At 42.2% G+C, this 20397-nt stretch carries 25 protein-coding genes; 9 read left to right on the plus strand and 16 right to left on the minus strand.

The features are described from left to right. Positions 1-190: 190 nt before the first annotated feature. The 7 genes from ABIL39_02965 (at position 191) to ABIL39_02995 (ending at position 8402) form a co-directional block, all read left to right on the plus strand. Entirely contained in the window at positions 191-1087 is an 897-nt protein-coding gene (locus tag ABIL39_02965) for a glycosyltransferase family 2 protein (GenBank protein ID MEO0165079.1), read from the plus strand. Continuing rightward, positions 1087-2094: a lysylphosphatidylglycerol synthase transmembrane domain-containing protein gene (locus ABIL39_02970; protein MEO0165080.1), complete on the plus strand. Its 1008-nt coding sequence runs from the start codon at positions 1087-1089 to the stop codon at positions 2092-2094. The genes ABIL39_02965 and ABIL39_02970 overlap by 1 nt, the downstream gene beginning before the upstream one ends. Beyond that, complete coding sequence (locus ABIL39_02975) at positions 2091-3380, plus strand: UDP-glucose/GDP-mannose dehydrogenase family protein (GenBank protein ID MEO0165081.1); 1290 nt, start codon at positions 2091-2093, stop codon at positions 3378-3380. Before ABIL39_02970 ends, ABIL39_02975 begins: the two co-directional genes overlap by 4 nt. Beyond that, a complete protein-coding gene (locus ABIL39_02980; GenBank protein MEO0165082.1) occupies positions 3377-4315 on the plus strand; it encodes a UDP-glucuronic acid decarboxylase family protein in 939 nt (312 codons plus the stop codon). The genes ABIL39_02975 and ABIL39_02980 overlap by 4 nt, the downstream gene beginning before the upstream one ends. A gap of 77 nt (positions 4316-4392) precedes the next feature. After that, positions 4393-6462: a TonB family protein gene (locus ABIL39_02985; protein MEO0165083.1), complete on the plus strand. Its 2070-nt coding sequence runs from the start codon at positions 4393-4395 to the stop codon at positions 6460-6462. Positions 6463-6581: 119 nt separating this feature from the next. Beyond that, the gene (locus ABIL39_02990) at positions 6582-7667 is read left to right on the plus strand and encodes a T9SS type A sorting domain-containing protein (GenBank protein MEO0165084.1); all 1086 of its coding nucleotides are present in this window, start codon (positions 6582-6584) and stop codon (positions 7665-7667) included. 6 nt (positions 7668-7673) lie between these two features. After that, positions 7674-8402, plus strand: a complete 729-nt coding sequence (locus ABIL39_02995) for an ATP-binding protein (GenBank protein ID MEO0165085.1) — start codon at positions 7674-7676, stop codon at positions 8400-8402. 161 nt (positions 8403-8563) lie between these two features. Here ABIL39_02995 and cysE read toward each other — a convergent pair whose 3' ends face one another. Both cysE and ABIL39_03005 read right to left on the minus strand, forming a co-directional pair. Beyond that, complete coding sequence (gene cysE, locus ABIL39_03000; GenBank protein ID MEO0165086.1) at positions 8564-9220, minus strand: serine O-acetyltransferase; 657 nt, start codon at positions 9218-9220, stop codon at positions 8564-8566. Between the two features lie 306 nt (positions 9221-9526). Next, positions 9527-10543 carry a DUF6569 family protein gene (locus tag ABIL39_03005; GenBank protein ID MEO0165087.1) on the minus strand — a complete coding sequence of 339 codons (1017 nt, stop codon included), beginning with the start codon at positions 10541-10543 and terminating at the stop codon, positions 9527-9529. A gap of 115 nt (positions 10544-10658) precedes the next feature. Between ABIL39_03005 and ABIL39_03010 the strand changes: the two genes are divergently transcribed. Continuing rightward, the gene (locus ABIL39_03010; GenBank protein MEO0165088.1) at positions 10659-13463 is read left to right on the plus strand and encodes a carbohydrate binding domain-containing protein; all 2805 of its coding nucleotides are present in this window, start codon (positions 10659-10661) and stop codon (positions 13461-13463) included. Positions 13464-13467: 4 nt separating this feature from the next. Here the strand turns inward: ABIL39_03010 and ABIL39_03015 are convergent, their stop codons facing one another. Further along, complete coding sequence (locus ABIL39_03015) at positions 13468-15060, minus strand: M20/M25/M40 family metallo-hydrolase (protein ID MEO0165089.1); 1593 nt, start codon at positions 15058-15060, stop codon at positions 13468-13470. Between the two features lie 152 nt (positions 15061-15212). Here ABIL39_03015 and ABIL39_03020 point away from each other — a divergent pair, with 152 nt between their 5' ends. After that, a complete protein-coding gene (locus ABIL39_03020) occupies positions 15213-15443 on the plus strand; it encodes a hypothetical protein (GenBank protein MEO0165090.1) in 231 nt (76 codons plus the stop codon). Between the two features lie 2 nt (positions 15444-15445). Here ABIL39_03020 and ABIL39_03025 read toward each other — a convergent pair whose 3' ends face one another. The 13 genes from ABIL39_03025 to rplD all read right to left on the minus strand — a co-directional run. After that, positions 15446-15631 (minus strand): type Z 30S ribosomal protein S14, encoded by a 186-nt coding sequence (locus ABIL39_03025; GenBank protein ID MEO0165091.1) that lies wholly within the window; start codon positions 15629-15631, stop codon positions 15446-15448. Positions 15632-15640: 9 nt separating this feature from the next. Continuing rightward, complete coding sequence (rplE, locus tag ABIL39_03030; GenBank protein MEO0165092.1) at positions 15641-16201, minus strand: 50S ribosomal protein L5; 561 nt, start codon at positions 16199-16201, stop codon at positions 15641-15643. Further along, a complete protein-coding gene (gene rplX, locus ABIL39_03035) occupies positions 16198-16530 on the minus strand; it encodes a 50S ribosomal protein L24 (GenBank protein ID MEO0165093.1) in 333 nt (110 codons plus the stop codon). Before rplX ends, rplE begins: the two co-directional genes overlap by 4 nt. Continuing rightward, complete coding sequence (gene rplN / locus ABIL39_03040; GenBank protein ID MEO0165094.1) at positions 16527-16895, minus strand: 50S ribosomal protein L14; 369 nt, start codon at positions 16893-16895, stop codon at positions 16527-16529. The genes rplX and rplN overlap by 4 nt, the downstream gene beginning before the upstream one ends. 33 nt (positions 16896-16928) lie before the next feature. Further along, the gene (gene rpsQ / locus ABIL39_03045; GenBank protein MEO0165095.1) at positions 16929-17165 is read right to left on the minus strand and encodes a 30S ribosomal protein S17; all 237 of its coding nucleotides are present in this window, start codon (positions 17163-17165) and stop codon (positions 16929-16931) included. Continuing rightward, entirely contained in the window at positions 17162-17413 is a 252-nt protein-coding gene (gene rpmC, locus ABIL39_03050; GenBank protein ID MEO0165096.1) for a 50S ribosomal protein L29, read from the minus strand. Before rpmC ends, rpsQ begins: the two co-directional genes overlap by 4 nt. Beyond that, the gene (rplP, locus tag ABIL39_03055; GenBank protein ID MEO0165097.1) at positions 17400-17831 is read right to left on the minus strand and encodes a 50S ribosomal protein L16; all 432 of its coding nucleotides are present in this window, start codon (positions 17829-17831) and stop codon (positions 17400-17402) included. The genes rpmC and rplP overlap by 14 nt, the downstream gene beginning before the upstream one ends. Beyond that, positions 17831-18454: a 30S ribosomal protein S3 gene (gene rpsC, locus ABIL39_03060; GenBank protein ID MEO0165098.1), complete on the minus strand. Its 624-nt coding sequence runs from the start codon at positions 18452-18454 to the stop codon at positions 17831-17833. Before rpsC ends, rplP begins: the two co-directional genes overlap by 1 nt. Next, entirely contained in the window at positions 18454-18819 is a 366-nt protein-coding gene (locus tag ABIL39_03065) for an uL22 family ribosomal protein (protein MEO0165099.1), read from the minus strand. Before ABIL39_03065 ends, rpsC begins: the two co-directional genes overlap by 1 nt. Beyond that, the gene (gene rpsS / locus ABIL39_03070) at positions 18819-19112 is read right to left on the minus strand and encodes a 30S ribosomal protein S19 (protein MEO0165100.1); all 294 of its coding nucleotides are present in this window, start codon (positions 19110-19112) and stop codon (positions 18819-18821) included. Before rpsS ends, ABIL39_03065 begins: the two co-directional genes overlap by 1 nt. Then, positions 19112-19933: a 50S ribosomal protein L2 gene (rplB, locus tag ABIL39_03075; GenBank protein MEO0165101.1), complete on the minus strand. Its 822-nt coding sequence runs from the start codon at positions 19931-19933 to the stop codon at positions 19112-19114. The genes rpsS and rplB overlap by 1 nt, the downstream gene beginning before the upstream one ends. Before the next feature lies 1 nt (position 19934). Then, positions 19935-20219: a 50S ribosomal protein L23 gene (rplW, locus tag ABIL39_03080; protein MEO0165102.1), complete on the minus strand. Its 285-nt coding sequence runs from the start codon at positions 20217-20219 to the stop codon at positions 19935-19937. Beyond that, positions 20201-20397 (minus strand): 50S ribosomal protein L4 (rplD, locus tag ABIL39_03085; GenBank protein ID MEO0165103.1); only part of this gene is annotated, 197 nt, incomplete at its 5' end. The genes rplD and rplW, both read right to left, overlap by 19 nt.

The raw sequence follows: 20397 nt of genomic DNA on the forward strand, positions 1-20397 counted from the left end.
TAAATGTTTTTAAATCTGAGGGTATCTCGCACCCTAAAGGGTGCGGCTACCTCTAATAATCCAGTGCATAAAAATAATTTGACAAAAGTGGAAAAAAATCAGTAATTTTTTAGCAAATTCAAAACCACCAGCTATGGATGTGCTATAAACTATTTGACTTTTGTCTTTGATTAGATATAATAAGAAAGGTATGAAGGTAGGTATTCTCATCCCGGCTTATAATGAAGTAGAAAATATACCACACCTTATCGCAATGTTGGACGTTTTTATAAAAGAACACCCCGATTATAAGATTGTATTCGTTGACGATGGTTCCACGGATGAAACCCAGGAAGTTTTAAAAGGATATAAAAGAGACTATCTTACAGTTGTCCGACACAAAAGGAACTTAGGCAAAACCCAGGCCCTCATCACCGGTGCCCAATCTACCGATGCTGACATTCTGGTGATTTACGATGCCGATATGCAATTTGACATTGCGGATGTTCCTAAGTTAGTAGATTTGATTGTAAAAGAAGATGCGGATGTTGCTACCGGATGGAAACAGGGGAAATATGAAAAAAAATTCGTCTCCAGCATCTATAACTGGTGTGGTCGAAAATTATTCAATCTGAAAGTGCATGATATGAATGCAATCAAGGCTTTCCGTCGCGAGGTAATCGAAACAATCCCCCTGCGCCGGGATTGGCATAGATATATCGTGCCGCTGGCTTCGGAGTACGGATTTTTGATAAAAGAAATACCGGTAAAATTAAGACCCCGCTTATATGGTACACCCAAGTATCAAAAAAAGAGCCGCATCATCATTGGGTTCTTTGATCTGCTTGCGGTGAAATTCCAATTATCCTTTTTGAGAAAACCTCTGCTTTATTTTGGAACTGCCGGGATGTTTCAAACTCTTCTGGGAATCCTAATTGGTATTGTTGCCATCATTCTCCGGCTCTTCGGACATGGTTTCCGTCCATTGCTTTATTTAGTAATTCTTCTTATCGTCTCTGGTATCCTCTTTTTCGCCTTGGGCCTCATCGGAGAAGCAATCCGAGCTATAATTGACCGCTTAGAGAAAATTGAGGCACGCAATAATTAATGAGTGAATTTGATAAAGGGGACAAAAAAAAGAAAAACATAGGCATCCTCTGGACAATCCTGCGGATTTTGATTGGCTGTGGATTAATCATTCTTCTATTCATAAAGCTTGATGCAGAAAAAATCCTGTCCAATTTGAAAAATATGCGAATGATTTATCTTTTCCTTGCGCTCATCCCCTATCTCTTATTCATCATCGTTTCTACCTGGCGCTGGCAGGTGCTGCTTGAGTATCGAAAAATCAATATTCGCTTCAAAGATTCTTTAATCATCTATTTTATTGCCCTTTTTTTTAATAACTTTCTACCCACCACAGTAGGGGGAGATGTGATGAGGGTCTTTTATACAATGAAAAATAATAAAACCGATGCAATTGCAGTAGTAATTGCCGACCGCATGCTGGGATTTATTGGTTTGTTCATCTTTGGACTTTTTGCCGTGCTTTATCTTTATTTAATGCAGAAACGAAGTGAATTTCTATCCCTCATGGTGATAGGGCTCATCCTACTTACTCTTCTCACCTCCCTCCTCTTCTCAGAGCGCGCTTATTCTCTTCTCCAACCGGTCCTGGCTCATTTAAAAGTCTTCGGGTTAGGTGAAAAAATAAATAACCTCCACCGGACGATGACCGAATTCGGCAGTGCCTACAAGGTAATCTTTATCTGCCTGTTGCAATCAATCATTATCCAAGCACTCCTTGCCTTCTCTCCTTTTCTGGTCCTGCGCAGTATGGGTAATTTTCAAGTCTCCATTCTCCCCTTTTTTATCTATCTGCCGATAATAAATGTCATCTCCATGCTCCCGATTTCCTTTAATGCCCTCGGGGTTCGGGAAAATGCCTATGTTTTGCTTTTCAGTCGGGCGGGTTTGAATGGCGAAACATCCCTTACCGTTTCGCTTGTCTCATTTTTTTTAGCATTCTTGTGGTCGCTTTTGGGTGGAATATTTTTTATTTTTTATAGAAAGCCTCCAACTTCTGAAAATCTGAAGAAAAAAGGAGGAATATGAAAGTATGTATGATTGGCACGGGTTATGTCGGTCTTGTCTCAGGAACCTGCTTTGCCGAAATAGGTCATGAGGTGATATGTGTCGACAACGATGTCAAAAAAATTGAGATTTTAAAGAGTGGAGGAATTCCCATCTATGAGCCGGGATTGCTTCCGATGGTGGAAAGAAATGTAAAAGAAGGAAGATTGAAATTCACAACCTCCATTGCTGAAGGTGTGTGCGAATCGCTCTTTATTTTCATCGCCGTGGGTACCCCCCCAAAAGAAAATGGCGAACCCGACCTCTCCAGTGTGGAAAAAGTGGCGAGTGAAATTGGAGCAGCAATGGAAGATTACAAAGTGATTGTGGAAAAGAGCACCGTTCCCGTTCAAACCGGGCGTTGGATCCGGACAATTGTAGAGCGGTTCAATAAACGAAAGGTTGAATTTGATGTTGCCTCCAATCCTGAATTTCTAAGAGAAGGTTCAGCAATTGAGGATTTCTTAAAGCCAGACCGAATTGTACTGGGTGTGGAAAGTGAAAAAGCCAAAAATCTATTGTTAGAATTATACCGACCAATTAACGCCCCAAAAATCATCACCGACCTGGCAAGTGCCGAGTTGATAAAACATGCCTCTAATTCTTTTCTCGCAATGAAAATCTCCTTCATCAATGCCCTCTCCATCATCTGTGAACGTTCGGGTGCCGACATTCTCAAAGTGGCAGAAGGCATCGGGCTTGATAAACGGATTGGCCGGGATTTTTTGAATGCCGGTGTGGGATTCGGCGGTTTCTGTTTCCCTAAAGATTTGAAGGCATTCATCGGGATTGCGGAAAGACTTGGTTACGATTTTCGGTTATTGCGGGAAGTAGAAAGAATCAACGAAGAACAGATGCACCGAGTAACAAAGAAACTCCAAGACCTGTTGTGGAATTTGCGGGACAAAAAAATTGGTATTCTTGGACTTTCTTTCAAACCCAATACCGATGATATGAGATTTGCGCCTTCCATAACCATCATCAACGATCTAAGAAAAGAAGGTGCCATAGTCCGAGCTTATGACCCGGTAGCCATGGAAAAAGCCAAAGAAATAATACCCGATATCGAATATGCACGAAATCCGTACGAAGCAGCAGAAAATGCCGATGGGATAATTCTGGTCACCGAATGGGACGAATTTAAAAAATTAGATTTAAAAAAATTAAAAGAGCGGATGCGGCAGCCTGTATTTTTGGACGGCCGGAATGTCTTTGAGCCGGAAGAAATGAGAAAAATCGGTTTTATATATGCTGGGATAGGTCGATGAAAGTATTGATCACTGGAGGTGCCGGCTTCATCGGCTCTCATCTGGTCGATTACTACTTAAACCAAGGTGCCGAGGTCATCGCCCTTGATAATCTCATTACCGGCCGCGAGGAGAATATCAAACACAACTTTTCGAATAAAAAATTCCGATTTATAAAAGGCGATGTCTGCGATTTTCCGGGCTTAAAAGAGGATATCGATTTACTCCTCCACTTCGCTTCGCCAGCAAGTCCATTTGATTATCTAAGATATCCGATAGAGACGATGAAAACCGCCGCATTGGGGACGATCAATATGCTGGAACTCGCCCGGAACAAAAACGCACGCTTCCTTTTGGCTTCAACGAGCGAAGTATATGGCGACCCTCTAATCCATCCCCAGGTAGAAGAATACTGGGGAAATGTCAATCCGGTTGGAGTGCGTTCGGTTTATGATGAAGGAAAACGATTCGCGGAAGCACTGACCGTTGCCTATCATCGGAAATATCACTTGCGGATAAATATTGTCCGGATATTCAATACCTACGGGGAGCGGATGCGTCCGGGCGATGGCCGGGTAATCCCAACCTTCATCGAACAGGCATTGAAAAATGAACCAATTACCATCTTTGGCGATGGAACCCAAACCCGCAGTTTCTGCTATATCAGTGATTTGATAAGAGGTATTGCATGTTTGGCCGAAACTGACTATCCCTTGCCCATCAATCTGGGCAATCCCAAAGAGTTCACCATCCTCCAGCTTGCCCAGAAGATAAAAATTCTGTGTAACAGTCAAAGCACATTTATTCACAAACCCCTTCCCGAAGATGACCCGCATCGGAGAAACCCGGATATCACTAAAGCTAAAAAAATTCTCAAGTGGGAACCGGTGGTAGATCTTGATGAAGGACTTAAACGAGTTATCGCCTGGTTCAAAACCACTCTCTTCAATGATTGATTTTCATCTTCTTTAAAACTCTGCCTTGACGGAAATAAAATTTGGAATATAATGTATATATAACCAGGAGGTAGCGGATGAAAAAGCCCTGTCTTTTGATAATATCTTTATGTCTGGTGTTTTATTGTGCAAAAAAAGAGGAACTATTAAAAGGCGAAAAGGGTGGAAAGCTCATAATCGGCACAATGGATTTACCCAGTGTACTCTCTCCTTTGCAACCCTCAATGTTGGGATCCAATGAGATTCTTGATTTGCTATTCATGAGATTACATCGTCAGGACCCGCATACCGGAAGGATGAAACCCGAATTAGCTTCCTCTTGGGAGTTTTCAGAAGACCTCACCTCCATCACCTATTATTTGAGAAAAGATATCAAATGGTGGGACGGTGAACCAGTGACGGCTGAAGACATTCTTTATACCTATGAAAAAATGCAAGACCCCAAAACCAATTATCCTTTCATCGCTTCACTCAAATATATCAAAAAGGTGGAATTGCTTGATAAATACACCATAAAATTCACCTTTAGCCAGGTCTATGCAGATTTGCTTACCGACTCGGATATCATGCCGGTTCCAAAACATATTTATGAAAAATATGGTGCTGAGTTCGGAACGACCAAAATTGTGGGCAACGGTCCCTATATGGTTAAAGAATGGGTGCCCGGGTCAGGTCTGGTTCTTATTGCTAATGAAAATTACTACCGTGGAAGGCCACCTCTTGATGAGATCACGATCAAATACTATAATAATGCACCCGCAATGATTGCAGATTTTGAACAGGGGAATATTGACATAATCTTGAATCTCACTCCAGCGGATGCCAAAAGATTATCCAGCAATCAGAATATCAATATCGTTTCGCAAACTGGAAATAGTTATGTTTACATTGGATGGAATTTAGCGAATGAGTTTCTGAGGGATAAAGAAATTCGCAAAGCCTTGACCATGGCGATAAATAGAACCCAGATTCTAAACGATGTGCTTTTAGGTATGGGACAGATTTCACTAGGTCCTTTACCCCCATCATCCTGGGCATTCAATGAGAATATCAATCCTATAGAATTCAATCCCGTAAAGGCGAAAGAGATTCTTACCAGCAAGGGATTTGAAGACCGTAACCGCAATAAAATCATCGATAAAAATGGCAAAGATTTTACCCTGACAATAATTACCAATGTTGAAAATCCGGAACGCGTCCAGATTCTTAACTTTGTCGCAACCTATCTCTCCCAACTCGGTATAAAAGTGAACGCTCAAACAATGGATGTATCTTCCTTCATCTCTGCCCTGATAAGTCGGAAGTTTGACGGCTTCATCATGGGTTGGAGTGTGGGAGATAAAATCGATCCATACCCTTACTGGCACTCGGACCCGAATCGGGGTAGATTCAACTTCGTTGGCTATCGGAATCCAGTGATCGATTCACTCATTGAAGTTGGAACACTGGTGTTGAACCGGAAAAAGGCTAAAGAAATCTGGGGCGAGTTTCAGAGGATCATCTATGAAGATCAACCCTATACCTTCCTTGTGGTTCCCAACGATGTCGCTGCGAATTATAAAAGGGTAAAAGGGATTGAAGAAAGAATTTCCCTTGCCAATGCCTATACTTACTGGATTCCTGAAGCAGAAAGGCGCGTGGCTGTCGTGGCAAAAATCACTCCTCCCACATCATCTCCCGGAGTTACTCCTCCTCCAGCAGCTCCTGCCACTACCACTCCCGCTCCTGTCACTCCACCCCCCACTACCCGGAGAGAGGAAACCCCCAAACCGCCTCCTACGGTATCGCCAGAAAAACTTTTAGAAGCTGCAGCATCTAAAGAAACAACCACTGTTGCCGCACCCCCTCCCCCTCCTGTGACCCCGCCTAAACCTTCAGTAATTACCCGTCCGGAACCAATCAAAAGAGTACTGCCTAAATATCCGGAGGCAGCACGGGCAATTGGTGCTACCGGCAAAGTGATAGTGAAAGTCGTTGTTGGCATTGATGGCAAGGTTAAATCTGCCACTATCTATTCCAGTTTCGGCAATCCAGCATGTGAGGAAGCGGCACTGGCGGCGGCCAAACAATGGGAATTTAAACCTGCTACCAAGGATGGCGAACCATTTGAACAGACGATCCAGATTCCGTTTGATTTTAAACCTTAGTAATAAGAAGTCCTCTTGACAACGGGAAAAAATTAATTATAATATTCCATAAATGGAGACTATCAACAATTACTTCCGCGTCAAGAAAACAAAAAAACATTGGGTTAACAAGGAGGTTTATGAAAAAATTAATCGTGATCGCTTTTATTTTTTTATTGGCCGGTGCTGAATGGCAGAAGCGGGATGAATTTAGCTTACCCAAAGGAATCCAGATAAATGACATAAAAGTCGGAGCTGATGGTAATATCTGGATTTTGACCAAATCTTCGATTTCTCGGCTTGAACCCGGGAAGAGAAATCTCAGCCTATTCTCAGAAATTCGGGAAGCGAAGCTTTTCGCCGTGGATGACGACTTCTTTATTGTGGATGCCAACAATAAGATTTCGGTGCTTTCCCCCAGTGGCGAGGTGAATAACATTCCCGTGCCTTTGCTCAATCCGCTCCAGGCAGAACTATTGAAGATCGGTGGTAAGGAAGTGCTGGCAATCGGCGAACCCAACCGGATTATCTTCATTGAGAGAAATGAAATCATTGGAAGTTTGACCACCAACCTCAAAAAATTCTCAATTCGTCCCCGGATTGATGGAAAAGGTGAAATCGTAATTTATACCATGAATAACAATCAGATACATCGTTGGACGGGTAAGGATCTGAAAGCACCTACAGACTTTAAAAACGAGTTATTATACAGTGCTCCGGAAAACATCTTAGACTTTACCACCGGTTTCGACGAGAAAAGTTACATACTGGTTAAAGATTCCATCATTGTACTCAATGACAAGGGTGAACGCGAAGTCAGCATCGTCCATGAATCCATCACGCCTGAGGCACGAATTTACCCTTATCTCACCAATAATAACCTCCTCCTCTTCAATCCGAATGAGAAGAAACTGATCATATTCTCTCCTATCCGTTCCGCCTCTCCGGAGATCGTGATTTTGCATAAAAATCGACCGAATCCTGTGGAAAATTACACCGAGTTCGAATTCACCCTTAACGAGCCTATGTATCTTACCTTCACGATCTATAATCTCATCGGGAAACCGGTGAAGGTTCTCGCTCACGGATTTTATAACAAAGGGACATACACCATCCCCTGGAATGCTGATGATGAAAAAGGATTACCGGTACCTAACGGTGTTTATTTCTATCGGCTGGAAACCAAAAAGGGTGTGTTGATAAAACAATTGATCGTTCTCAAATAAAAATTTTTGTCTGACATAACTCACCTGTTAAGCCCGGCATTCACCGCTATAAGGCGGTTGATACTTCATTACCAGATTTTAGAGAAAAAAGCCGGAGTAGTGGTTGGAGTATCCGGAGGTACTGATAGTCTTGTCCTTTTGTTCCTTTTAAACGAATACAACAAAAGGTTTAATCAAAACTGGGACATCAAACCCTGTCATATCTATCCTGATTTTCCGAATTGGAATACAAGCTATATTGAGGAATATTGCGAGAAATTAAATTTACCATGCAAAATTATAAAAGTAAAAATTGAGGAGCGTTTGCAGTCGTTAGAAAAGAAATGCTTCTTTTGCGCCCGAGAACGCCGCCATCGTCTCCTGGAATACGCAGACTCTTTAAATATCTTCAGGGTTGCTCTCGCCCACCACCTTGAGGACGTTGTGGAAACTTTGCTTTTAAATCTTATCTATAATGGCGAGATATCAACATTTCTACCCGCCCAATCAGTAATTCAGGGGCGTTTTTTGTTCATAAGGCCGCTTTATTATCTCAAAAAAGAATATCTCATCAAAATTGCCCAGTCCCTAAAAATTCCCGAAAATATTAACAAATGTCCATATTATCAATTTTCCAAACGAGAAAAAGTCCGACACTTTTTGATGGAATTGACAAAAGAATACCCGGATGTTTACAGCAGTATTTTTAATGGGATTTTTAACATTAAAAAGGCTTATCTTCCGTATTACAAATAAATTCCTCTTAAACCATTAGTGTACTAATTTTCTGACCCCTAAATTCAAACGATGAAAAAATTTTACCCTGATCAAAATATAGCAGTAGCTTGTCGATGGTTTGCGGGATGTTGTAAAGAAGGTTAAAGGACGAGCATGGATTAAACAAAAATACCCAACAATCACTTCAGTATTTCATCTAATTTTCTTTCCAGTTCTTTAATTTTTTTGTGGAGTTTTTCCTGCTCTTTCATTACAAACTGTAAAGCATCCGCAATCGGGTCAGGTAATTTGCCGTGTTCCAGTTTCTGAATCTCTTCAGCTGTAAAACCTAAACCGATTCTCCCCGGCACGCCGATGACCGTGGCATTATCGGGCACATCTTTAACCACCACTGAACCCGCGGCAATCCGCACATTATTCCCAATCCGGATTGGTCCTAGCACAATTGCCCCGGCGCCAATTATTACATTATTGCCGATTGTCGGATGGCGTTTTTTCTTTTCCAGACTCGTACCACCTAAGGTGACACCCTGGTATATTAATACATCATCGCCAATCTCAGTAGTTTCACCAATTACAATACCTGCACCGTGGTCAATGAAAAATCTCCTTCCAATCTTAGCACCCGGATGGATTTCGATACCTGTCAAAAATCTATTCATGTGGGATAGAATGCGAGCAAGAAATTTGAAATTGTGACACCATAAGAAATGCGTCACCCGGTGCAGCCAGATCGCATGCAATCCAGGATAACAGAACAAAACTTCAAAAAAATTTCTTGCTGCCGGATCGCGTGCGAATACTGTCTCGATATCCTCTTTGATTCGCTTAAACATATTTAAATATAGCGATTTTGTATACTATGTCAAGTTGGAATTAATCCATTTACATCACGATTTTTAATGCCAGCTCACTCCCTCTTCTAAACAGACACATTTCAACTGGCTATGAAGATTTTATACATTCTGCTGGAGTTATAAATATTTGCACTCCCTAAACTCCTAAGCTAATATCATCTCTCCAACCTTATTTCTCTCAACTATAAAAATTTAATAAGCTAACCAAATGAAATAAATGAAACGAATTTTCTCTGGACAAGAAAAAATTCTACCGACTAATCCGGTTAACCAACTTAACCCCCACTAATCTGTGTTTCGTTGCTGCCGGCGGAAATCCAGTTTTAAATCCGAGTCCTGGTCTCTGTTGATCGCCGGGAAAAAATCCATATGGACAATTAAATTTTTATAGACAAGTGCGGCACCCTTGCCATGCTCACTCTCTAATGAGAACAAATCGCCTAAACCCGGATTGCTTTTCGAAACCAATCGTACCGCGCTAATCAAATCGATAAATCTTTCTATCTTTTCTTTTGTGATTCTACTCTTTGCATTACCAATTGCATCCATGGCATAGGATTTTATTAATTTTTTCCAAAGTTTATGCAACAAATCATTAGAGGCAAAAAGATCTAAACAGATGATTTTATCCCCGGTGGTCACAACCACCCCGATTGTGGAGTCTGATAACTTCGGTATCTTTTCAAAACCTTCTACATAATCTTCTATTGTCTGCTGAACTTTTTTATCTTCGTAATTTGCCCTGACAGTCCCAGTTCCAGAAACAACACCAAGTCGGTCCTGGGTCCGAGCAATTTCTGCCCAAACCTCTCCCTGGCTCTCACTCAACTTTGCCCGCTGCCTCACAATATTTGGAACCACCAGCCCACTGCTTTTAAATTCTTTTGATACTTCAACCCACCGGCCGTGTTCCACACAATAAACCTCTATTTTTATCCAACCGCTATTTGGCGGCAAAAGAATATCTTCTTTTATCATTCTATCTTGTTTCGCACCCGTAATCATCTCACCCGTTAAAATAAATACTGGCTCATCACCGTAATTCTTTATCTCTACCTGATTTACATTTCCCAAACCGATTTCCCTTATCTTAATCCACCCTTTATCCGTCGCCTCATCAAGGGTAACAAAACCTTTCGTTCCTGTTATCATTGTCATCTCCAGCGGATAAATTTTAAGATTTTTGTATTCTATTGGCTTTCCGATCTTAAGCCGATCAAGATAATCTTTCATCGCCGAGTCCGATTTTTGGGCAAAAAGCATTATCATTGGTATGATTGAAATCAAAATTAGTATTTTCATTTTAGCCTCCTTTTATTAATTAATACAACTTCCTAATGGAAATATTCCCACAAACTACAACAGCAACTCTTGACACTGCAATAATAATTTTTATAATTCCTTGTAAGGAGGAACGATGAAAATGTGTTGGATATTTTTCTTTGTTCTCATAAATCTCATTTATGCCCAGTATATCACTCCTAAACAGGGTTGGTTTAATTTTGTAACCCCGTTTCCGGATACAGTTAATAACATAACCCACATAGGAAGATTTATCCTCCAGCCCCCAGCCGGTGTCCACGGCCGGGTCATTGCCCAGCCTGATGGCCATCTATATTTCGCCAATGGTGTCCGTGCAAAATTTTTCGGAACGAATTTTTGCTTTTCCGCCACCTATCCTACCCCATCGGTGAGCAATCAAATTGCCTCTCATATTGCCAAGCAGGGTTTCAATATGATCCGTTTCCATCACATTGATGGTGCCCTGACGAGCGCACCCGGTTCTAATACTACCCGAAGGCTTAATCATGAAGTTTTGGATAGGTTTGATTATCTGTTTTATCAGTTGAAACAAAAAGGGATATATTCAGCCATTGATCTTTACAGTATCCGCTATTTTAAATCTGGTGATGGTATCCCCTATTACGATAGTGTAAACCGTTCCCTGGATGTTGTAAAAAGGATATATATGTTTTATGAACCGGCCTATGCATTATTTCGTGATTATCCCGATAGCCTGCTCAATCATATAAATCCTTATACTGGCATCGCTTACAAAAATGAACCTGCCTTAGTTTTTATCAATCCAATGAATGAAGGAACTCTCATTGACCATTATTTCTGGGATAACTGGGATAACCCACAATCAAGTTATTATCTCCCAAGATTTTATAAAACTGATCTCCAGAACCAGTGGAATGACTGGTTATATAATAGATACCACTGGGATTCCACCCTAATTCGCGTCTGGTCAGGCGGTGATACAGCCACGGGTCCTAATAAGATAATCAATGGTGAATTTTCTGATACCCTAAATGGTGTTCCACGATATTGGTGGTTAAATCAATTCAGTGGAAATTCCTACTGGGGTGTGCAGAATGCCGGTTTAAGCCAGGAGCCAGCCGTTTTTGTCCATGTTTATTCGCCTGGGCAGTATTCCTGGCATATCCAGTTGCTGCAATCGGGATTCACCATCACTCTTGATTCCACTTATCGTCTCAGTTTTAAGGCGAAGTCGAGCAGGAATCGGAGTATGGATGTTGTTATCCAAAGGAATAGAACACCCTGGACCGTCTATTATTCAACAACAGTGAATCTCACAACCTCTGGCCAAAATTACATTTTGCCATTTTATTCAGGAACCTCTGATACAGTCCAGCTAACTTTTAATCTCGGACTGGATACCGGACGGGTCTGGATTGATGACGTGCAGTTGCGGAAGGCACCATTTAGCATAATATTAGATCCGGGCGAAAGTCTGGCAACCCGAAACATAAGACTGGTGCGCTGGAGTAATCGGTATGATTATTCGCCTTACCGTTATTTTGATCAGATAAGATTCTTTTATGAAAAAGAGAGCAAATTTTATCAAAGGATATCTGCCCTGCTAAATGATACCCTCCATGTCCAAGCGTTGATTACCTCATCATACTTCTGGGCGAACCAGCTCCATCAGTACACCTGGGCGAATATCGTCCCAGTTTTGGATGCCCATCCCTATTTTGACCATCCCACATTTCCCAACCAACCTTGGGATACCCTTGATTTCCGGATAACAAATTCATACTTTGGCGAAGGTAGTAATGGAGAGTGGTTTTTTACCTATATGAATCAATGTGCTGCACTACAGAAACCAATGATAATAACCGAATGGCAACATCCGGCACCCTGTGAATCACGTTATGTGACCCTCTTACCTTTTGCTAGTTATGCCGCGCTCCGGGATTATGATGCAATCATTAACTTTGCTTTTGCCCATTCTGAAGGGGGCTTTTCTAATAACCGAATAAGGCCTTTCTTTGATGCTGCTGGGCAACCAATACATTTTGTTTTATTAAGAATGGCAGCACTCGCCTTTTTACGTGATATCCATCCTGAAGATCTGGAACGAACTCCTTGGACGAGTTTCAATTTGGAGCAAATAATAAGGGATATCTACGCCGGAAACTACTGGAGCAGATCGATACCGAGTTCACCCCGGGATCGAATTTTCAATCAATTTCACTGGAATTCACAAAAAGCGATATTTAAGGTTAACTCAAAGGGGACCAAAATATTTGCTGGGAGGACAGCCGGGGATACTGTGGTTTTGGGAGGTATAAAGGTAATTGGAAACAGTGATGGCGTAATCGGATTTACCAGAATTGATAGCACACTTCACCAACAAACATTTCTCGTCAGTGCCTTAGCCCGGGCCGAGAATACAAATATGATATGGGTTGAACAGACAAAAACCCAGGGAATGTTAAATTGGGGCATCACGCCCTGTCAAGTAGAGAGTGTCTCTTATTATACCCAATGGCATGCCGATTCTCTTTTGATTAGCAAACTAAACCCTGCAGGTAATATTATAAGTTCTACCAAATTGATTGGGACCAATCACACCACCAACTGGATGCTCCGCACAGGCATAGATTCGGTACCCTGGTTTTGTGTAATTGCCTATAATTTTTCAGATACCATTATAGGGATTCTCGAGAAAAAAGAAATCAAACCACCAATTATTCAGATCGCTGTGATCCAGAAAAACTTGATATTGAAAGATGTACCTGCTGGGACCGAAATAAGGTTATACTCCGTAATAGGAAGGCTCAATTACTACCAGAAATTAATCTTACCTCATAAGCAACTGGTAATACGAAATCTGCCTTGTGGCGTATATTTTTATCGACTTAAGAACGAAGACTTTGAGCAAAAAGGTAAGATATTGATTATTAAATAACTGCTTAGCGGAATAGAATTAATCGCGAAACTACCGATTTCTTTTCGTTATTTATACCCACGAAATAAACTCCAGTGGGTAGTGGATTCCCTTTATCATCGTCGCCGCTCCATATCACATCACCGGTGTAGTCTTCAAACTTTCGGACAACCTGCCCGAGGGCGTTGTATATGAATAGCACCTCCCCTTTTTCTTTAGACATTTGCTCACGAATTAAGAAACGCCTCCCAATCGTTGGCTGAACTAAAATTGCCGCTTGGTATAAAGGTTTCTTTTCATTAATACCTACGACATGGATCGGCACCGCAAGTTTTGCGAGGGCAGCAACACCGGTCTTTATCACCTGGGTGGCAAAGGGGAGATGATTAACTCCACAGTTGGTATAAAGATGAGGTCCAAGCGTATCACCCGTAGTGTGATATGTCGGTGTCAATTGTCGTTCAATCCCGAGCATCGCCTTATAGCCACGTTTCCAGAAACTCGCATGATCCGAAGAACCACTCGTTCCACTATTTGCTACAAATCTTATTTTTAATTGCGTGTAAGTATCCGCAACCGCTTTATAAAATTGGGTCACAAATGTTTGACAACCAGGCACCGCAGTTGTATAATGAGCATTCATTGTATCCCGATTGGGATTTGAAGGCGTCACATAACCGATCATATCATAATTTATCACACCAAGGATTGTGTCGCCGTTGCGATAGGCACGAGCCGCAAAGGAGTCGCTTCCGTACAATCCTAATTCTTCAGCATTGAACGCGACATAATAGATGGTGTTTTCAAATAAGTAGTTTCGCATCACCCGTGCTGCTTCAATCATTGCCACTGTGCCCGAGGCATTGTCATCGGCTCCTGGAGCATAACCACTCGAAGGTACATCATCTAAATGCCCACCGATCAAACAGTATTTTTTTAGCGTTGGATAAAGATAACCTTTTTTAATTCCGACGACATTCGGACCGTAATTGGCATTAAAATATTGAAAATAGACACTATCACAGCCATAGCTGAGAAGTTTATTTCTTATCCAGTTCACTGCGGCAATTTTGTTAGAATCTGTCGTAGTATACCTTGTATACATCCTTTGCAATCTCAAAATGAACGATTGGATACTATCCTGAGAAACCGCCGCTACCATCTTCTGGATAAGGGTATCTGGTGCAAGATTATTCATCGGGACGGGATAAGGATCTTTATCCAGAAACCGCACCGGGTCAAAGGTCAATACTCTCAATTCCACTTTCAATTTATTCAATTCCAGCACTTGTTCTTCAGTAGTGCGTAAAAGAATACAATCTTCAAAATGGTCAATCACCTCACCATACTGGGCAACACGGCTTGGGTCTTCATCAATCAAATAAACTATCTGGTAATATTTTTCCCGGGGATTTTCATCAAGGATGCGATATTCAATATTTTTATTCGCAAGCCGCAAGATATCACCTTCGTCCGCGATAAGCAAGGCATGATCTTCAATCAGCTCGATAATATTAAAATCGCGCTCCTTCAAATCATCCACCCGCACTAAATATTCGTGGGCGAAGGCAACATTCACACTCAGCGCTACCAGAATGGCTAGTGTCATTTTTTTCATGCCTACCTCCTTTTTTAAATAATAACCAAACTAACGGCAAAGTCAAGCATTCAGAAAACATTTAAACGAGCGTTGTTTCAGCAATAGGAATCAATCCCTTTTAGAAATGAAGAAGCATTGACTTTCAAAATATTTTCGTTATAATTTGGCATATGGTAGAAATCTTGATAGTTCTCCTCATCCTTTCTTTTTTGTCCTTGATCTTCTCCATCCTCCAGCGTCATATGCCCATTAGCATCTGTCAGTCCTTAGTAATCTTGCTTACTATATATCTACTGATACGCGTTCGGGTTAAAATCTCCCGGGCAGAAAAAGAAAAACTCCGGGCTAAGATTGAAGAATTAGAGAAGAAAATAGCAAGTCTGAGTGGAAAAGAATCTTAATATTACCAGGTGGCTTTTCTCACCCCAGGGAGTTCACCCTGAAGGGCAAGTTCCCGGAAACAAATCCGGCAGAGATTAAATTTCCGGTAAAACCCGCGGGGCCTTCCGCAGCGCTGGCAGCGGTTATACCTCCGGGTAGAGTATTTTGGAGGTCTTTTTGCCTTAATAATCAAACATAACTTAGCCAATATACCCCCTTATTTCTTTTTCTCAAAAGGCATGCCTAAACCTTCCAGCAATGCCAGGGCATCTTCATCTTTTCTGGCAGTAGTCACAATCGCGATATCCATCCCGAAAATTTTCTTTACCTTGTCATATTCAATCTCCGGAAATATTGTCTGTTCGGTTAAACCCAGATTGTATGAACCCCGTCCATCGAAAGAATCCCTTTTGAAACCACGGAAATCCCTGATTCGGGGTGCAGCAAAATTTATAAAGCGGTCAAAGAATTCATACATCCGGTTTCCGCGCAGTGTCACTTTCATACCAATTACCATTCCTTTTCGTATTTTAAAATTAGAGATCGGCCTTTTGGCGCGGGTATATGCAGGTGCCTGCCCGGTTATCTTCGCCAGATCCTCTTTAATGATTTCTAAAATCTTAGGGTCGGCAACTGCCTCACCACAGCCCACATTGATAACGATTTTTTTTAACTGTGGAACCTGATAGATATTCTTGTAGCCCAATTTTTTCATCAAAGATTTTCTAAGAGTTTCTTCATAAAATGCTTTTAACCGTGGTTTATAGCCGGTTTTCATTCTATCATCTCCCCGCATTTCTTACAAATTCTTACCCTTCTTTTTTCTATTTTTTCTCTTTTTACCTTTGTCTTTTTGCCACATTTCGGACAAATGAGTGCAAGATTTGAAATATGGATCGGCGCGGGCTTGGTGATAATTCCCGAAGGTTGAGTCTGGGAGCGCGCGCGCTGGTGTTTCTTCACCAAGTTAATACCTTCGACAATTGCGCGCCCTTTTTCTCGGTCAATCTCCAAGACTCTACCGCGGCGACCTTTTTCCTCTCCGGTGATGACCTCAACCAGGTCATTCTTTTTGATATTAAATTTTAACCGTCTTGTCTCTTTCATACCACTTCACTTGCCAAAGAAAGTATCTTGGTAAACCCTTTTTCCCGCAATTCCCGTGCTACTGGACCAAAGACTCTGGTTCCCTTTGGTTCTTTTTGCTCATTAATTAAAACACAGGCATTATCATCAAACCGCACATAAGAACCATCCGGACGCCGGATCTCCTTTTTGGTCCGCACGATAACTGCCTTCGCCTTATCCCCCTTTTTAATAGGGGCATGGGGCAGGGCATCCTTTATGGTCACATTGATAATATCACCAACATAACCATAGCGTCTGCCGGAACTGCCAGTCACATGAATGCACATCGCGATGCGCGCACCCGTGTTATCACAAACTTTTAATCTTGAGTAAATCTGAATCACCTGAACCTCACTATCCTTGATTAAACTCTAATCTCATGATAATTTGCGTAATACCCGCCATCTCTTTAATTTAGAGAGTGGTCGGGTTTCTTCGATCAATACTTTATCACCCACTTTGCACTCATTGTTCTCATCGTGGGCATAGACCCGTGTCGTCTTTCGGATATATTTTTTGTATAACGGATGCTGAACAAATCTTTGAAATTCAACAACCACTGTTTTTTGCATTTTATCACTCACTACCACACCCACCTTAGTTTTGCGCATCATTCTCCTTTCTTTGTCTTACCCTTGGTAGGAATTGCTTTTGATTGAATCAACTTTCTGATACCTAATTCATCCTCATGCAGCAGGGTCTTTATCCGGGCAATATCCTTTTTTATCGTGCGCAGTCGGAGGGGATTAGGCAGTTGCTGGGTTGCATGCCGGACACGGAGGTTAAATAATTCCCGATATAATCCGTTGAGCATTTCAATCAATTCTGCACGCGATTTCTCTCTCAGTTCATAAACCTTCATATTTCACTCCTTCATCTCTTTTTACAAATTTCGTCTTTATTGGCAGTTTACTCGCAGCGATACGTAGTATTTCCCGGGCTTCCTCATCAGGTATCCCTTCCAGTTCGAAGAGAATACGACCGGGTTTGACCACGCTCACCCAGAACTCGGGTGCACCCTTTCCTTTTCCCATTCTTGTCTCCGCAGGTTTTTTGGTCACCGGCTTATCCGGAAAAATCCTTATCCAGACCTTAGCGCCTTTTTTTACGCTATGGGTGATTGCTACCCGCGCCGCCTCTATCTGGCGGGCGGTAATCCATGCCGGTTCCAGAGCCATCAAGCCATATTCCCCAAAGACGATGGAATTGCCGCTGGTCGCCTTGCCTTTCCTCCGGCCACGCTGTTGTTTACGATATTTAACTTTTTTTGGTTCTAACATTACTGGATATCTCCTTTATAAATCCACACCTTTACTCCCACGGTACCGTAGATGGTGAAAGCAGTAGCCCGCGCGAAATCGATATCCGCTTTTATCGTCTGTAAAGGAACCCGTCCTTCCCGATACCACTCAGTACGTGCAATCTCCGCACCACCCAATCTTCCTCCGCAACTTACCTTGATGCCTTTGGCACCAATCTTCATCGCCGAAATGACCGAACGTTTCATAGCCCGGCGATGAGAAATCCTCTGCTCAATCTGGCGGGCAATATTCTGTGCCACCAGGCTGGCATCAAGCTCTGGGATGCGGACCTCTTCAATATTAATAACTACTTCGCTTTTGATCAAACTCTTGATTTCCTCATGGAGCTTTTTAATCTCTTCACCACCCTTACCAATGATCTTGCCTGGCTGGGCAGTATGAATGGTAATGATTACCTTATTGGAAACCCGTTTAATAACGATACTGGAAACCATGCAATCTGCAAGTCGCTTACTCAAATACCGGCGGATATTAAAATCCTCGACAACGAGTTTTGGATAGGAAAGTTCATCAAACCACTTTGATTTCCAATCTTTGGTTATCCCCAGTCGAAAACCTATTGGATGTGTTTTCTGTCCCATTACGCTCCTTTCTTAACCTGAATTGGTTTATAAGATTCAACAATAATCTTAATATGACAGGTAGGCCGTTTAATTATTGCTGGCCGACCCCGGAATCCAGGTCGGAGTCGCTTGTATCTTGGGCCATCATTTACTACAGCTTCTTTTACATACAATTCTTTGTCCTCAACCCGCACAGAACCGACTTTATCCTTCAAATTTGCTACCGCTGAATTCAATGTCTTAAGCACCGGGATTTTGGTGCGGGAATGATAGAATTCAAGTATCGCACGTGCTTCAGGAACGGCCTTGCCTTTTATTGCCCTCAATATCTTCCTCACCTTCAGAGGCGAAGCTCGTTCGTAACGTTTAACTGCCCGTGCCATCATTTTTCTGACTCCCTTTCTCTTTCTGCCTTTCGAGTACCGGAATGAGCACGGAAGGTCCGGGTAGGGGCAAACTCACCAAGTTTATGTCCCACCATCCTTTCGGTGATGTAAACCGGAATGAACCGGTTGCCATTATGGACCGCGATCGTAAATCCTACAAATTCCGGTGGAATCGTGGAGTCTCGTGCCCAGGTTTTAATCACCTTTTTTTCTTTGGTTTCAATGAGTTTCAATATTTTTTTCAGGAGTTTCTGGTCTACATAAGGACCTTTTTTTAAGGAACGGGACATTACTTTCTCCTTTTTAGAATGAACTTATCCGAAACCTTTTTCTTCTTCCGCGTCTTTTTGCCTTTGGTCAACCAGCCCCAGGGAGATGTGGGATGTCTACCTCCATGGGCCCTACCTTCACCACCACCTAATGGATGGTCAATCGGATTCATCGCTACTCCTCGCACATAAGGTCTTATGCCCATATGTCTTGTTCTGCCTGCCTTACCGATAGAAACACTGGAATGGAGAGCATTGGAAACCCGACCAATTGTTGCCCGGCACCGCAAATCAATCAAACGCACCTCACCCGATGGAAGTTTGATATGAGCATACTTCCCTTCTTTCGCAAGAATCTGACATGAGAGTCCAGCACTACGCACGAGTTCACCACCTTTTTTCGGTGCCAGTTCCACATTGTGAATCTCCACCCCCAGCGGAATATTACTCAGGGGTAAACAATTGCCAATCTTGATCGGTACATCTTCACCGGAAATCACCGTATCGCCAACATTGAGCCCCTCCGGACAAATGATGTATCTTTTTTCACCATCCTGGTAAGTCAAAAGGGCAATGAGAGCACTCCGATTTGGGTCGTACTCGATGGCACTCACCACAGCAGGAACATTGTCTTTATCTCTTTTGAAATCAATTATCCTTATCTTTTTATGGTGTCCACCCCCACGATGGCGGGCGGTGATCCGCCCCAGATTGTTTCGTCCGCCGCTCTTCTTTTCAGAAATAACAAGACTCTTTTCTGGCTCGGTTTTGGTGATCGGTGGAACATTGACCGTATAGAAACGGCGACCTGGGGTTAGGGGACGATATACTCTGATACCCATTTTATACACCCTCGACTATCTCAATTTTCTGTCCTGGTTTGATCCAGACCGATGCTTTTTTATAACCAGGACGATAACCTTCAGACCGTCCCAAACGACGCAATTTGCCACGGAAGTTTGCAGTCCGCACTTCCAGAACATTGACTCCAAAAAGCTTTTCTACCGCATCCTTGATCATGCGTTTGTTCGCTTTCTTGGCTACAACAAATTGATAACAATTCAGTTCCCTTAAACGGTCGGCTTTCTCAGTTATTATTGGTCGGATGATTATTTGCTCTGGTCGCATCTCTTCTCCAATTCAGATAAACCATTTTTTGTGAATAAGACGTAATCCGCCCAGATCACATCGTAGCAGTTGATATCCGCAGACCGTTTCAAAATAACCTTAGGAATATTTCGGGCGGAAAGAATAAGATTCTGGTCGAATTGGGCACCCGTAATCAATACCTTTGCCCCATCCAAGT

The sequence above is a fragment of the candidate division WOR-3 bacterium genome, assembly GCA_039802205.1.
Taxonomy (GTDB): domain Bacteria; phylum Hydrothermota; class Tepidihabitantia; order SM23-42; family JAOAFX01; genus JAOAFX01.

Excerpts from the sequence above, each read along its gene's own strand:
- ABIL39_03065 (MEO0165099.1), bottom strand. The coding sequence starts at position 18,819 with ATGGCACGGGCAGTTAAACGTTACGAACGAGCTTCGCCTCTGAAGGTG.
- rpsC (MEO0165098.1), bottom strand. The coding sequence starts at position 18,454 with ATGGGACAGAAAACACATCCAATAGGTTTTCGACTGGGGATAACCAAA.
- rplB (MEO0165101.1), bottom strand. The coding sequence starts at position 19,933 with ATGGGTATCAGAGTATATCGTCCCCTAACCCCAGGTCGCCGTTTCTAT.
- rplE (MEO0165092.1), bottom strand. The coding sequence starts at position 16,201 with ATGAAAACCGGCTATAAACCACGGTTAAAAGCATTTTATGAAGAAACT.
- rpsS (MEO0165100.1), bottom strand. The coding sequence starts at position 19,112 with ATGTCCCGTTCCTTAAAAAAAGGTCCTTATGTAGACCAGAAACTCCTG.
- ABIL39_03010 (MEO0165088.1), top strand. The coding sequence starts at position 10,659 with ATGAAAATGTGTTGGATATTTTTCTTTGTTCTCATAAATCTCATTTAT.
- rpsQ (MEO0165095.1), bottom strand. The coding sequence starts at position 17,165 with ATGATGCGCAAAACTAAGGTGGGTGTGGTAGTGAGTGATAAAATGCAA.
- ABIL39_02975 (MEO0165081.1), top strand. The coding sequence starts at position 2,091 with ATGAAAGTATGTATGATTGGCACGGGTTATGTCGGTCTTGTCTCAGGA.
- ABIL39_02980 (MEO0165082.1), top strand. The coding sequence starts at position 3,377 with ATGAAAGTATTGATCACTGGAGGTGCCGGCTTCATCGGCTCTCATCTG.
- ABIL39_02965 (MEO0165079.1), top strand. The coding sequence starts at position 191 with ATGAAGGTAGGTATTCTCATCCCGGCTTATAATGAAGTAGAAAATATA.
- cysE (MEO0165086.1), bottom strand. The coding sequence starts at position 9,220 with ATGTTTAAGCGAATCAAAGAGGATATCGAGACAGTATTCGCACGCGAT.
- rplP (MEO0165097.1), bottom strand. The coding sequence starts at position 17,831 with ATGTTAGAACCAAAAAAAGTTAAATATCGTAAACAACAGCGTGGCCGG.
- ABIL39_03005 (MEO0165087.1), bottom strand. The coding sequence starts at position 10,543 with ATGAAAATACTAATTTTGATTTCAATCATACCAATGATAATGCTTTTT.
- ABIL39_02970 (MEO0165080.1), top strand. The coding sequence starts at position 1,087 with ATGAGTGAATTTGATAAAGGGGACAAAAAAAAGAAAAACATAGGCATC.
- rpmC (MEO0165096.1), bottom strand. The coding sequence starts at position 17,413 with ATGAAGGTTTATGAACTGAGAGAGAAATCGCGTGCAGAATTGATTGAA.
- ABIL39_02990 (MEO0165084.1), top strand. The coding sequence starts at position 6,582 with ATGAAAAAATTAATCGTGATCGCTTTTATTTTTTTATTGGCCGGTGCT.
- rplW (MEO0165102.1), bottom strand. The coding sequence starts at position 20,219 with ATGCGACCAGAGCAAATAATCATCCGACCAATAATAACTGAGAAAGCC.
- ABIL39_03015 (MEO0165089.1), bottom strand. The coding sequence starts at position 15,060 with ATGAAAAAAATGACACTAGCCATTCTGGTAGCGCTGAGTGTGAATGTT.
- ABIL39_02985 (MEO0165083.1), top strand. The coding sequence starts at position 4,393 with ATGAAAAAGCCCTGTCTTTTGATAATATCTTTATGTCTGGTGTTTTAT.
- rplX (MEO0165093.1), bottom strand. The coding sequence starts at position 16,530 with ATGAAAGAGACAAGACGGTTAAAATTTAATATCAAAAAGAATGACCTG.
- ABIL39_03020 (MEO0165090.1), top strand. The coding sequence starts at position 15,213 with ATGGTAGAAATCTTGATAGTTCTCCTCATCCTTTCTTTTTTGTCCTTG.